13 protein-coding genes are annotated in these 13,380 nt (G+C 37.0%); 1 reads left to right on the forward strand and 12 read right to left on the reverse strand.

What is annotated here, in order from left to right; all coding sequences use genetic code 11:
- Positions 1-41 precede the first annotated feature (41 nt).
- The 5 genes from atpA to atpB all read right to left on the reverse strand — a co-directional run bounded on the left by atpA (position 42) and on the right by atpB (position 4,168).
- Positions 42-1,619 carry a F0F1 ATP synthase subunit alpha gene (gene atpA / locus FW768_RS04005; RefSeq protein ID WP_153392701.1) on the reverse strand — a complete coding sequence of 526 codons (1,578 nt, stop codon included), beginning with the start codon at positions 1,617-1,619 and terminating at the stop codon, positions 42-44.
- Between the two features lie 16 nt (positions 1,620-1,635).
- Positions 1,636-2,175, reverse strand: coding sequence for an ATP synthase F1 subunit delta (gene atpH / locus FW768_RS04010; RefSeq protein WP_153392704.1), 540 nt, complete (start codon positions 2,173-2,175; stop codon positions 1,636-1,638).
- A 2-nt stretch (positions 2,176-2,177) separates the two neighbouring features.
- Entirely contained in the window at positions 2,178-2,672 is a 495-nt protein-coding gene (locus FW768_RS04015; RefSeq protein WP_153392707.1) for a F0F1 ATP synthase subunit B, read from the reverse strand.
- Between the two features lie 105 nt (positions 2,673-2,777).
- On the reverse strand, positions 2,778-2,996 hold the full coding sequence (locus tag FW768_RS04020; RefSeq protein WP_034681712.1) for an ATP synthase F0 subunit C: 219 nt from the start codon (positions 2,994-2,996) through the stop codon (positions 2,778-2,780).
- 47 nt (positions 2,997-3,043) lie between these two features.
- On the reverse strand, positions 3,044-4,168 hold the full coding sequence (atpB, locus tag FW768_RS04025) for a F0F1 ATP synthase subunit A (protein WP_153392709.1): 1,125 nt from the start codon (positions 4,166-4,168) through the stop codon (positions 3,044-3,046).
- 1,057 nt (positions 4,169-5,225) lie between these two features.
- Here atpB and ffh point away from each other — a divergent pair.
- On the forward strand, positions 5,226-6,587 hold the full coding sequence (gene ffh / locus FW768_RS04030; protein WP_062700049.1) for a signal recognition particle protein: 1,362 nt from the start codon (positions 5,226-5,228) through the stop codon (positions 6,585-6,587).
- Positions 6,588-6,640: 53 nt separating this feature from the next.
- Here ffh and FW768_RS04035 read toward each other — a convergent pair whose 3' ends face one another.
- The 7 genes from FW768_RS04035 to FW768_RS04065 all read right to left on the reverse strand — a co-directional run bounded on the left by FW768_RS04035 (position 6,641) and on the right by FW768_RS04065 (position 13,019).
- Positions 6,641-7,081 (reverse strand): hypothetical protein, encoded by a 441-nt coding sequence (locus FW768_RS04035; RefSeq protein WP_153392712.1) that lies wholly within the window; start codon positions 7,079-7,081, stop codon positions 6,641-6,643.
- An 18-nt stretch (positions 7,082-7,099) separates the two neighbouring features.
- Positions 7,100-8,605, reverse strand: a complete 1,506-nt coding sequence (locus tag FW768_RS04040; protein ID WP_153392715.1) for a hypothetical protein — start codon at positions 8,603-8,605, stop codon at positions 7,100-7,102.
- Between the two features lie 48 nt (positions 8,606-8,653).
- Entirely contained in the window at positions 8,654-10,141 is a 1,488-nt protein-coding gene (locus tag FW768_RS04045; protein WP_153392718.1) for a hypothetical protein, read from the reverse strand.
- A 26-nt stretch (positions 10,142-10,167) separates the two neighbouring features.
- Entirely contained in the window at positions 10,168-10,794 is a 627-nt protein-coding gene (locus FW768_RS04050; RefSeq protein ID WP_153392721.1) for a hypothetical protein, read from the reverse strand.
- Between the two features lie 34 nt (positions 10,795-10,828).
- Positions 10,829-11,191 (reverse strand): hypothetical protein, encoded by a 363-nt coding sequence (locus FW768_RS04055; RefSeq protein WP_153392724.1) that lies wholly within the window; start codon positions 11,189-11,191, stop codon positions 10,829-10,831.
- 411 nt (positions 11,192-11,602) lie between these two features.
- Positions 11,603-12,256 carry a porin family protein gene (locus tag FW768_RS04060; RefSeq protein WP_153392726.1) on the reverse strand — a complete coding sequence of 218 codons (654 nt, stop codon included), beginning with the start codon at positions 12,254-12,256 and terminating at the stop codon, positions 11,603-11,605.
- Positions 12,257-12,344: 88 nt separating this feature from the next.
- Positions 12,345-13,019, reverse strand: coding sequence for an outer membrane beta-barrel protein (locus FW768_RS04065; RefSeq protein ID WP_153392729.1), 675 nt, complete (start codon positions 13,017-13,019; stop codon positions 12,345-12,347).
- Between the last annotated feature and the right edge of the window lie 361 nt (positions 13,020-13,380).

Raw genomic sequence — 13,380 nt, forward strand, 5'->3', positions numbered from 1 at the left:
GGTTCAAAATTAGGTATTTCAAACCTTAAACATTGAGATTTTTAGTTATATTTAGAAGCTAGATCGTTAGCTGCCTGCTTAAGAACGCTGGTAATTGAATCATCAATTTTCCCTGCTTTGATAGCAGCCATTGTATCTGGGTGCTTAGATCTTAAGAATGCGATATACTCGATCTGGAATTCTTTTACTTTTCTGATAGGAACGTTTCTTAAAAGGTTCTCAGTTCCCGCATAGATCATAGCTACCTGGCTGTCCACCGGAAGTGGAGAGTTTACCGGCTGCTTAAGGATCTCTACGTTTCTTTCTCCTTTAGAGATTACTGCTAAAGTAGAAGCATCAAGGTCAGAACCGAATTTAGCAAATGCTTCCAATTCTTTATATTGTGCCTGGTCTAACTTCAATGTACCAGATACTTTTTTCATTGACTTGATCTGAGCGTTACCTCCTACTCTGGATACAGAGATCCCTACGTTGATCGCAGGACGAACCCCTGAGTTGAATAGATCAGACTCTAAGAAGATCTGTCCGTCTGTAATAGAGATTACGTTGGTAGGAATATATGCAGAAACGTCACCAGCCTGAGTTTCGATGATTGGAAGTGCAGTTAATGAACCTCCTCCCTTTACGATTGGTCTTAAAGACTCAGGTAAATCGTTCATTTGGCTTGCGATATTGTCATCAGCGATTACTTTAGCCGCTCTTTCCAATAGTCTTGAGTGAAGATAGAAAACGTCTCCAGGATAAGCTTCACGGCCCGGTGGTCTTCTCAATAGAAGGGAAAGCTCACGGTACGCTACAGCCTGCTTAGATAAATCATCATAAACGATCAATGCAGGTCTACCAGTGTCTCTGAAGAACTCCCCGATAGATGCACCCGCCATTGCAGAATATACCTGCATTGGAACCGGATCTGAAGCGTTAGCCGCAACGATTACTGTATATGCTAAAGCTCCTTTATCAGAAAGAGTTTTAACGATTTGTGCTACAGTAGAAGCTTTCTGACCGATAGCAACATATATACAATATACTGGTTTACCAGCATCAAAAAATTCTTTTTGGTTGATAATTGTATCGATAGCAACAGTAGTTTTACCTGTCTGTCTGTCACCAATGATAAGCTCTCTTTGTCCTCTTCCTACAGGGATCATAGAGTCAATTGCAACGATACCTGACTGTAAAGGCTCGGTTACCGGCTGTCTGTAGATAACTCCAGGAGCCTTTCTTTCTAATGGCATCTCATATAAATCTCCTGTGATAGGACCTTTACCATCGATTGGGTTACCAAGAGTATCCACTACTCTTCCTAACATACCTTCTCCTACTTTGATAGAAGAGATTCTGTTTGTTCTTCTTACTGTATCTCCTTCTTTTACTAATTTACTTTCACCAAGTAGAGCAACCCCAACGTTGTCTTCTTCAAGGTTAAGTACAATACCTTCTACATCACTAGAAAATTTCACCAACTCTCCGTATTGTACGTTTTCTAACCCGTATACACGAGCAATACCATCACCGATGGTTAAAACTGTACCTACTTCCTCAACGTTTGATTGAGTATCGAAGTTGGCCAATTGCTGTTTTAAGATCGCAGATACTTCTGCCGGATTTATTTCTGCCATTGTATGGTTGTTTTTCTTAATTTAATTGAAAATCTTTTTTAACTTGATTAAGTTTTGTCTTCACAGACGCATCTACCTGCTGATCTCCTACTCTAAGGATATATCCTCCAAGGATTTCAGGTTTCACATTCAAATTCAAATCAAAGCTAGAACCTGCTTTTAGAAGATTGCTGGCTTTTAAAATCTGATCGATATTTTCTTTTGAAAGCTGTGTTGCGGTAGTAAGAGTTACTCTCTGTACTCCGTTGATATCCTCAACTTTGTTGATGAACTCCTGAGCAATATTTTTCAATTGGTTTTCACGTCCATGCTTAATCACTAATCTGATTAAATTTTGTGAAGAAACTGAAAAATCTTTGAATATCTGGTCTGCTACCTCTATTTTCTTTTTTGCATCAATGTAAGGTGTAAGGAAGAATTTGTTCAAATCCGCAGACTGAATCATGATCTTCACTACATCTTTCATTTCAGAAAATACAGCAGCTGTGTTTCCTGATTCATTGGTGAAATCCAGGAGACCTTGTGCGTATCTTTTAGCTACTTTAGATGTAAGCATTCTTAGTTAAGGTTAGATTTGTTTAAATAATTTTGAACTAATTCGTCCTGAGCTTCGTTGTTATCCAACTTTTGCTTTAAGATAGATTCAGCGATGTTTACAGATAAAGTACCGATCTGAGTTTTGATGTCTGCCATAGCAGCATTTTTCTCAGCTTGGATCGTCTGCTTAGCAGCTTCAATCATTTTATCTCCTTCAGATTTAGCAGCATCTTTAGCTTCTCCAACGATTCTGTCTTTAATTTCTCTAGCTTCTTTCAGGATAGAATCTCTTTCAATTTTAGCTTCACGAATAATTCTTTCGTTATCAGCCTTAAGTTCTTCCATTTCTTTTTTAGCCAATTTAGCTTGGTTTAATGCATCAACGATAGAAGTTTCTCTTTCATTAACAGCATTCACGATTGGTTTCCAAGCGAATTTTGCTAGAAGAAATAACAGGATAACAAACGTAAGGGTCATCCAAAACAAAAGTCCAATTCCAGGTTCAATAATTCCCATATCTGTAAATTCTTTTTTTTAAAATGTTATTTATGGATTGTTTTTTTAAAAATTCTTAGCAGCTGCCAACCGCATGACTGCTAAGAATGTTTTTTTGAGGATAGATTACTTGATGAAAGCACCAAAGATGATCGCGATAAGACCAGCACCTTCGATAAGACCAGCAGCAATAAGCATTGCTCCTTGAATCTTACCAGCCTGCTCTGGCTGTCTAGCGATAGCGTCCATTGCGTGACCTCCGATTTTACCGATACCAAGACCTACTCCTAGTACTGCTAAACCGATACCTACGTAAACTAAACCTGTTCCAGTTGATAAATCCATAATAAATAAATATTTAGTTAAAAATTATTTTAAATTCTTTTTTTTAATTAGTGAGCGTGTTCTTCGTGGTGATCATGCTCGTGCTCAGCTACTGCGATACCGATAAATAAAGCAGATAATACTGTAAAGATGTAAGCCTGAAGTGCAGCTACCAATAGTTCCAGTACAGAAACGAATAAAGCTAATGGTACAGATGCAAACCCTAATAATGGAGACTTGAAGATGAAGATCAATGAAATGATCGCTAAAATCATAATGTGTCCCGCTGTAATGTTAGCGAAAAGTCGCATCATTAAGGCAAATGGCTTTGTGAAGATACCAATGATTTCAATAGGAACCATAATTGGGTATAACAATAATGGAACCGGCGGCATAAAGATGTGTTTCCAGTAATCTTTATTAGCACTGAATAATGTAATTAATAAGGTAATGATTGCCAGTACGCATGTGATTGCAATGTTACCTGTAAGGTTCGCCCCAAAAGGAAAGAAAGGAATCAATCCGAAAAGGTTGTTGAACCAGATAAAGAAGAACGCCGTTAATAAGTAAGGCATATATCTTTTATATTTTACTGATCCGATATTTGGGATAGCCACTTCATCTCTGATGAATACGATTACAGGCTCCATTACTTTACCGATTCCTTTCGGAAGCTGTGATTTTTTATAGTTTCTTGCCATTCCTATGAACACTACTGCCATAAAAATTACTGACAAGAACATTGAAGCTGCATTTTTTGTGATTGATAAGTCAAAAAATACTTCGTTTGATTTTTGCTTTCCGCTAATGATAGAGAATAAAGTTGCTTTTTGAACTCCTTTAGTGGAAACTACCTGTCCGTGCTCTAAAGTATATCCGTCATGTTCATGACCGTGAGCAATGCTGCTTGAAAGAAAAGTATGCCATCCTTCATTATCTTTAATGATCACTGGCAATGGGATTGAAACATGATGCTCTTCGCCACTGTCATCTTTTGTAGTCCATAAATGCCATTCGTTAGAATCGCCAATGTGTTCCATGATCACTTTAGTCGCATTGAAGCCCTTCTCGTCTTCTTTATGCTCTACTTTTTCAGCTACTTTTTCCCCTTCAGTTTCGTGCTGCGCAGTGGCTAAACCACTAATAAACACAAACAAAAATGCGAAAAATAATGAAGAAATTTTTCTGTTCATATCTCTTTTTTAATCGTGTGCAAATATATCGATTTTATTAAACTTTACCAATACTAAAAATTGATTTTTATCATCAAAAAAATCAAGATTTATTAATGAGTTTTATTATAGGCATATATATAAGGAATGACGCTACTACAAAGCATCCGAGCAAAAACAGAAAATTTTCGTTTGTTTTGTCAATAATTAGTAAAGATATCAGCAGCCAAATCACATCTTTAGGAATATTTACCGTAAGAAATCTGAGTCCCGCATTCTCTCTGCCATAAAAATACTTTTTAAATATTATATACACAGCTATGTTAAAAACCGCTACCAATGCTATAACAATAAAAACCTCTAAAAAATTCATGCTGCAAAAATAGAACTATATTTTTTAAGACGGAAGAGATAATAAGGAAGGAAGCTGGAAGTTGCTTTTTCTGCAAATTATAATTTATATTTGTTGGAATTTGCGCAACAGCGATATTCTTCACCAGTTGTATGGGTGTAAGGTGCAAAGATTTTTATCTCCGATAAGATTTTACAGTGCCAAATATTAAGAATTAAGTGTAAAAAATTTGTGCTTTCGGGGTTAAAAAAAATGCCACGGATACCGAATTTTTATTTACTGTGGATTAGCAGATTGGCTGTATATGTTTTGGCTAAAGCCAATGGATTGCTTTTATTATTTAGGCGGACTAAAGTCCACCTCTATTGAATACATTCTACAGACTACAATAAAAGATTTTAATTACACAGATATCTGTTGATGTTTTTCTCTCGCAGATTCAGCAGATTTTACAGCCAGATTAAACCTTATGGGTTTTGGAAACCTATAAGGTTGATCCGATATTTTTCCAAAGATCTTATTTTTCTTAATGTTTCCAAGAATTTCAGTTTCAAAGAAAAAATTCTTTATTAAAAAGACCAACAATTATATTTAATAGCCTTCACTACTTCCCTCTTCCCGCCTCTATCTTCCATTCCCTATTCAAAATCCTTATAATATTAAGCGTATTATACCTGCATTTCTTAAAAATTCCTTATTTTTGCAAACCTATAATTTACAATAAATATGTTTAATAGTTTACAGGATAAATTAGACAAGGCATTACACAATATTTCCGGAAGAGGAAAAATTACTGAAATCAACGTAGCGGAAACCGTAAAAGAAATCCGCAGAGCGCTGGTAGATGCCGACGTTAACTATAAAGTTGCCAAAGATCTTACGAAAAGAGTTCAGGATAAGGCTTTAGGACAGAATGTTCTTACTTCCCTTACTCCGGGACAGCTGATGACAAAAATCGTTCACGATGAATTGGTAGATCTAATGGGTGGTTCTCAGGAAGGAATTAATCTTTCAGGAAAGCCTTCTGTAATTCTTATTGCAGGTCTTCAGGGTTCAGGTAAGACGACTTTCTCTGGAAAACTTGCCAATTATTTAAAAACAAAAAGAAATAAAAAACCGTTATTGGTTGCCTGTGATGTTTATCGTCCTGCAGCGATTGACCAGCTTAAAGTATTAGGAGGTCAGATTGATGTACCGGTTTATACTGAAGAAGGGGCAACCAATCCTTCTACAATTGCAGAAAATGCAATTAATTTTGCCAAATCAAACGGCCACGATGTTGTGATTGTGGATACTGCCGGACGTTTAGCCATTGATGAGCAGATGATGAACGAGATCAAATCCGTACATTACTTCATCAAACCAAACGAAACGCTTTTCGTTGTTGACTCCATGACAGGTCAGGATGCCGTGAACACAGCAAAAGCATTCAACGATGCGCTGAACTTTGACGGGGTTGTTCTTACCAAATTAGACGGGGATACCAGAGGGGGTGCTGCATTAACAATTCGTTCTGTCGTTGAAAAACCTATTAAATTCATCTCTACCGGTGAAAAAATGGAAGCTCTGGATCTTTTTTATCCGGAAAGGATGGCAGACAGAATTCTGGGAATGGGAGACGTTGTTTCCTTAGTAGAAAGAGCTCAGGAGCAGTTTGATGAAGAGGAAGCTAAGAAACTTCACAAGAAAATCGCTAAAAATGAATTTGGTTTTGATGACTTCCTGAAGCAGATCAACCAGATCAAGAAGATGGGTAATATGAAAGACCTTATGGGAATGATTCCCGGGGTTGGAAAGGCGATTAAAGATGTTGAGATCAGTGATGATGCTTTCAAACATATTGAAGCGATTATCTACTCTATGACTCCGGATGAAAGAAGAAGACCTTCTATTATCAACACTCAGAGGAAGCAGAGAATTGCTAAAGGGGCAGGAAGAAAAATTGAAGATGTGAACCAACTGATGAAGCAGTTCGACCAGATGGGTAAAATGATGAAGATGATGCAGGGACCTCAGGGCAAGCAGATGATGCAGATGATGAGCAAAATGCCGAATATGCCTGGAATGGGCGGAATGTTCGGAAAATAATAAGTAATTTTATTTAAAATATAGAATCCGGTTCAGATGTGAACCGGATTTTTTTATGATTTTTTTAAGTCCTCGTCAAAATAAGGAATTTCATCAAATGATTCTTTTACCTTAAAAATATCTTTGTTGGTTACAAATAACCTGTATTTATAATCATGATCTTCCTTTATATCGTTCTGCATTGTCTTGATGTCGAGACTTTCCAATATGTCTTTATACCAATTAAATACAGACAATGAGCGTGTAAAGACTACCAGATGACAATGATGTATTTTCATCACATAGTCATGATAAAAACGGATTGCCTCCTGTTTATCCGGGCTTGAAAAAAGGGTTTCCACTACCTGTCCCCGTTCATAATAATTGATCTGCCATTGCCCGGCCTTCATTTCCAGCCGTTCCATATCATCATAACGCTGTCCACCAACCCCTTCAATACAAAAACGGACGCAGCCTTCTGCTATCAATTGATTGTACAATTCATTAAGTTCCATCTTTCCGAAATTTTAATATTAATATGGTGAGGGTTGAAATATCTGGGATATCATCTGGTGTTTTTCCGAATAAAACAGGTAGAGTGTTCCCCACAATCCATAACGGTAAAACTGGGCTACAAATTTCATTTTCTCCCCGTCGGGATCAAGCGGTATCTCATCTTTCTGTTCCCAGGCAGCTGCTTCGCCTATCCACAATTTGTCGAAAGGCACACCGTCTTCTTCATCATCTTCATAATGATGCCCTACCGCCTGTACAATGCGCTCAATACCATTTTTAGTTTTATTGTTGGTGAAATCCAACAAGGCAGGTTCACTACCGTACGGATGCATTATCCCATCAAGCGCTCTTTCCTGTTCAAAGTCATGCCACCACAAATAACTTTGGGTCTCCAGCATCATTACAGCCTGCTGCAGAGTATACTTCCCTGAAAGACTAAAGCGTTTAGTCTTAGAATATTCTTCTTTTGTTACTTTTATCTTCTCGCCAATATGTTCAAAGGTATATTTCCCGTTGCCCCTATCCAGAATGACTTTATTTTCACTCTTTTCAATGTAATTTCTTTTCCATACCTCATTTTTTTCAAGACATTTAAGGGTAAACTCAAATGTATCAGGCAGACCTTCTTTTTCACTGACTTCAACATGTATTCCATCCCGTTTATGGTAATTGATTCCGCTGTATGAACTGCGAAAATGATCAACCGCAAATTTCTTGATTACTTCTCCTGCATCAGCCATTACATTTTTATCTTGTATACCGTGAATGTTCCAATAATTTACTTTGATATTCCAATCAGTCTTATCTTCTTTAAAAACTGCTGAAAACATATCATATCTGCTGTAAGAGCTTAGTTTCTTTAATGGAATGAGATGCTTTGCCATTTTCTTAGAGGCCGTGAAGCCTTTCCTGGTCTTTTTGTACAGCATCTTTTCGGTGATCTTTACATCACATTCCGGAATGTGCATGGTAATTTCTTTCAAAAAGCCATCGGCATCATAATGGTATCTGAAAAATTTCAGATTCATCCATCTTCTATTACCAAGGTAATATTGCACAGTCTCCGTAACAGGCATGGATATTCCGTTGATAATTTCATAGCCGTAGATGTCACGCTCATTGGGTCTGTATAAATACGAACCTGACTGCATCAGCTGGCCGTCATTACTATATTTATCCACCCTTTCGTAACTCAGGCTTTCAATGTAATCTATTGAGGTCTGAAGATATTCGCGCTCTTTATTAAGGTAATACCAATCAAGCTTCCTAAGGTTAAGCGGAGCAAGCAGCTGATATTTACCGCCTGCCAGCCGGAAATCCATACGACCCATCTCTTCATTCTGGATAAAAAAAATAAAAGGAATACCTTCCCACTTCTCATCAACAATACTGCCGTCCAGCTTTAAAATAGGCTTCAATACATTTTTGAAACCTTTAATGCTAGTCAGACAGCTTCCCAAACTGGGATTACTCTCTATTTTAGTCTTCTTTTCTGATGTGGACAGTATGAAATCTTTTCCCATTTTAAATTATTTCGGTTAATATTGTTCAAGGTCGTTTATGATATAACATTATGTACACTGAAACACCTGAGATACCATCTGGTGCTTCTCCGAATAAAACAAAAACAGCGATCCGAACATATGGTCGTGGTCCAGTTGGGCTACAAATTCCATCTCCTGCCCGTCTGGGTCATGTGGGGTTTCGTCACTTTGCAGCCAGTCCGGTTCACCTGTACGCAATGTGCCTTCGGTTGGGTTATCTTTTATTTCTACTTCCTGCATAATGCGCTCAATACCATTTTCAGTTTTGTTATAGATAAACTTCAGCTCTCTAGGCCAGTCAAAAACTCTTTCCTGTTCAAAATTGCTACACCAAAGATAGCTTTCGGTATGTACGATCATTATGGCCTGCTGCAGGGTATATTGTCCGGAAAGAACAAACTGCCCGGTACCATATCTATTTTCCGAAGTTACCTGTATTTCATTACCCAAATGTTCAAAGGTATATTTACCGCCCCATTTCCATTGCATTACCACTTTCTTATTACTTTTCACGGTGTATTCCAGAGGTGCATCACTGGTTTCTTCAGGAAAGCTGAAAGTATATTCAATAGTGTCGGGCAGACTATCCTTTTCATTGACTTTGGCCTGTATCTTATCTTGTCTTTCAATTTTACAGGTATATTTGAGAAATCCGGAATACGAATCATAGAAATGATTAAATGCATGCCGATATATCATGTCGCCATAATCAGCATTGGTTACCGACTTTTTTAAAGTAATGGAACGTCCCTCAATTTCCAGGTACCATGCATCCTCTTCTTCTTCAAATTTAGCTGAAAAAGGTATCCGCGTGTATGTAACCCCAAGGTTTTTATCTATTGCAGGAAGAATGTGGGAGGCCAGTTCCTTTGATGCAGTGAAGCCCTTGCGGGTCTTTTTGTAAAGGATCTTTTCAGTGATCTTTATATCGCCTCCCGGCTGATGTATGGTAATTCCTTCAATGAATCCATCTGCATCATAATGATAGGTATGCAATTCCGAATCCAGCCATTCCCCGTTGCCTTTATAATACTGTACTATTTTTGTAACCGGCATGAGTGCTCCGCCAACTTTATTATAACTGTATACCAGACGCTTCTGTGGACTGTACGAATACGAGCCCGACTGCATCAGAAGTCCGTCATTGCTGTAATGATCTACCTGTTTATAATTAAGTTCTTCTATCTTGTCTACCGAGGTTTGAAGGTGCTTACGCTTCACACCCATATCCTCATATTCTTCAAATTCATCAATTTTTTCCAGTTTAAGCGGGGCAAGCAGTCGGTATTTTTGATCTTCCAGACGGAAGTCCATGCGGCTTACATCCACATTCTGGATGATGAAAGTAAATGGAATTCCTTCCCATTTTTCATTGACTACGCCACCGTCCAGCTTTACAATAGGCAGCAGCTTCTTTTTGAACCCTTTTGTATCGTTCAGGCAGCTTTTCAGGCTGGGAAACCCTTCAATTTTAGATTTCTTTTTTGAAGGTGACAATATAAATTCTTTTTCCATTTCAAATTATTTTTGTTCCGTACAGATTACTTTTTAACACCTACCCAATTCCTGTCAAGGTCGCTGTATGGATAAATTTTTATCATCTTCAGCATATTGACGAATCCCTCATGTCCAAACATTTCTACGGTAGCCAGCTCTTCTTCAAATATCTCCATGCATAGCAGCAGATGGTGTTTGCGACCTTCAATATCAAATTCTTCATACACATCAAAAATGATATATCTTGGCTGGTCATCGCTTCCGGATATCTGGCAGATCTCATACGGATTGAATACTCTCCCGTATGCTGCACCTGCTATCTGCGTAAAGTTTTCGCACATACGTCTTTCCATGGTATTGAATGCGGTGGGAGGGTCCTGATTGATATCGTTGAAAGGCTGTTTTGTAAATGCGATCAGCTCATACGTTCCTTTTTGGTTGGGTTTTGTACCTTTTCCATCCGTAGTGATGAGTTCCATTGTGGTAAACCCGGTTCCTTCTATGTGATTTGGGAAATAATGCATATCCACGGCTCCTAATGTCATGCCTGCAATTACCCTGAATGGGATTACTGCGTGGCCAATCACTTCTGCCGAAGGGCCCAATGTGTTTTCAATGGCCTGTTGTTTCAGATTGTAATGTTCAATATATTTTTCGTTGCTGTCATTCATGGGATTCGTTTATTTTTTATAAGTATTATTGTCTTTACTCTATCACCAGCTTTACTCTTGTTATACCTTCTTCATCATCATATTCTTCATTGTACACACGTTTACCAATGATTCCATTTATTGCTGCTTGTACATCTTCCAATTCTCCTCCAAGTTCCAGAGTAACATTTCTTGAAGCATAATAGCTCTCCTCATCAATAAAATCGGATACATGCAGGTAAAACTGATTAAGTATATCTTCCAGCGGGTATTGTGAATCTTCCTCTCCTTCAAGTTCATAACTCAGGGCAAAGACATAATGACTCTCTTCAATATCTCTGTAGATGTTTCCTTCAGTCAGCTCGTAATTCGGGTTTTCTTTGTATTTATCAAGCTGTACTAATTGTATGTTTTTCATGGTTATTATAGTTATTGTTTAAAAATATATTCTGATTTCCTTATCAAGACCTTCAAACTTTCGATTGTAAAAAGTCTCTATACAATTGATTATTGACAGGATTTCTTAACCCTGCTTTTGATAAAAGAAGAAAAATTCACATTCACTTTAAAATTTTTGATATTGGTGGTAAGTTAATTTACTTTAGAATTACCTTCTGGATAGCCGCCTTTAGGGCTGTAGTATATTATTGAAACCCATTCGGATCATCTGGCTGTCTTTAGTTATTTTGATGTCAAACCATCAAAAAAGCTCTATAACATCTATTAATAGTAGTTTTTTCATGATTATTGTTTAAATATTAGTTTTATACAAATATAAAAAAAGTCCTGAGAAATAAATTTCAGGACTTTAATTTATCAAAAAAGATCTCTATTTAAACTTGTACCCTACTCCGATCTGAAGGAAGTTCATTTTCATTTTTTCATCGTTCACCGGATCTTTGATCATATTAGACAGACCAAAACTGTATCTTGCATCAACGAATAAACCTTTATAAATGTTATAATCTGCTCCAAAGAAAAGTCCGAAATCCGCAGACTTCAGCCCGTCATTAAATTGTTTTTCAAGAAACTGCTCAGCAGCATTGATTGATGAAGGATTTCCTACAGCGCCTTCCAGCTCAACTTTTACTTTAGTACTTGTTTTAATGCTTATATAAGGTCCTGCATAAATTCCCAACTCCGGTGTAGCATAATATCTGGCAGATACAGGAATCACAATTCTGTTCATTTTGAATTTTTCTGTTACGGTAATACTTCCGATACCCACTTCAGCTTTGCCGCCTAAACCGGCATATTCCAACTCTCCCTGGATTGCAAATTCATTATTGAACTTGTGCTCAACCAAAGCCCCGATATAAAATCCCGATTTAGATTTCAAACTGCCTTTAATCCCATCCAGTTCAATATCGTTTTCATTCCCGGTTAATTTGGATAGTGCATAGCCGCCTTTTACCCCAAATCTGGTTTGGGCATTCATTCCCGTAAACAGAGCAAGAGCTCCGATTAATAAGATTTTTTTCATGATTATTAGTTTAAATTTGATTTATAAAGATAAAAAAAAGCCCTAAAAATTACTCTTTAGGGCTTCTATTTTATAAATGTTTTGTTAATTACTTAGCAAAAACATATTTAACTCCGATAGTTACAGAAGATAAGTTTAATCCGAAGTTGTAGTTGTTTACACTTTTCGCACCATCTACATCGAACTTAGAAGTTCTGTATCCGAATTCACCGATAGTAGCTTCGATAGTCCAGTTTTTGTTTAAGAAATAATCTAAACCTGGCTTAACGTTAACACCGATTGTAGTGTAGTTAGCTTTGTTAGATGAAGACTGAGTAGCAGTAGTTGTTCCAGTTCCGGTTGTAGTAGTAGCAACAGATGAATTTTCGTTCTTAACGTTACCGAATTCCATTGGCACTTCTAATTGACCGAAGATGTAAAGTTTGTCAGCTAAAGTCCAGTATTTTCTTACGAATGGAGCAACAACGAATGCAGGCTTAGTTTCAGTAATTTCAGTAACTACAGTTGTGTTTCCAAAAGTCTGAGTGTTAGTTTTTGTACCTTTATCGCTTTTGTATCCAACTCCTAAACCTACAGCTAGGTTTGTACCTACGAAATATCCTGCAGTAGGAACAATTCTGAAGTTTTCTACTTTTGTATCGAAGTTGTTATCTTCTTCCTGAGCATAAGTTACCTGTCCTGAAAGATATGCAGTACCTTTAGCAATCTGAGCGTTGGATAAACCGAAAAGTGCAATAGCACCCGCTAATAATATTTTTTTCATTTTAAAAAATTTTAATACTTTCTGAGGGCAAATTTACAGTGAGCCCCTCTAATATTAAAATTTGTTAACCTGATTAATATCATTGTTAAAATTAATCATTTTCCGAAATTAAAACATAACAATAATGCAGCATTGAGGTTTTCACAATATTATGAATAAAAAAACTGAAATTTTTCAATGGTACTGGAATATCAATTATTTTCTTTAATTCATCAATTCATGAAAATTCATTCAAAATTTAAATTTTTAACACTTATTACAGCTTTAAAACGTTAATTTTTAAGATATTATACGCCAAAAATTAAACAAATGTTTAGATTTGAAGTCATAAATTTACAGTCCAACTCTTTAAAAAGTTCTT

It is taken from the genome of Chryseobacterium vaccae (assembly GCF_009602705.1).
Classification (GTDB): domain Bacteria; phylum Bacteroidota; class Bacteroidia; order Flavobacteriales; family Weeksellaceae; genus Chryseobacterium; species Chryseobacterium vaccae.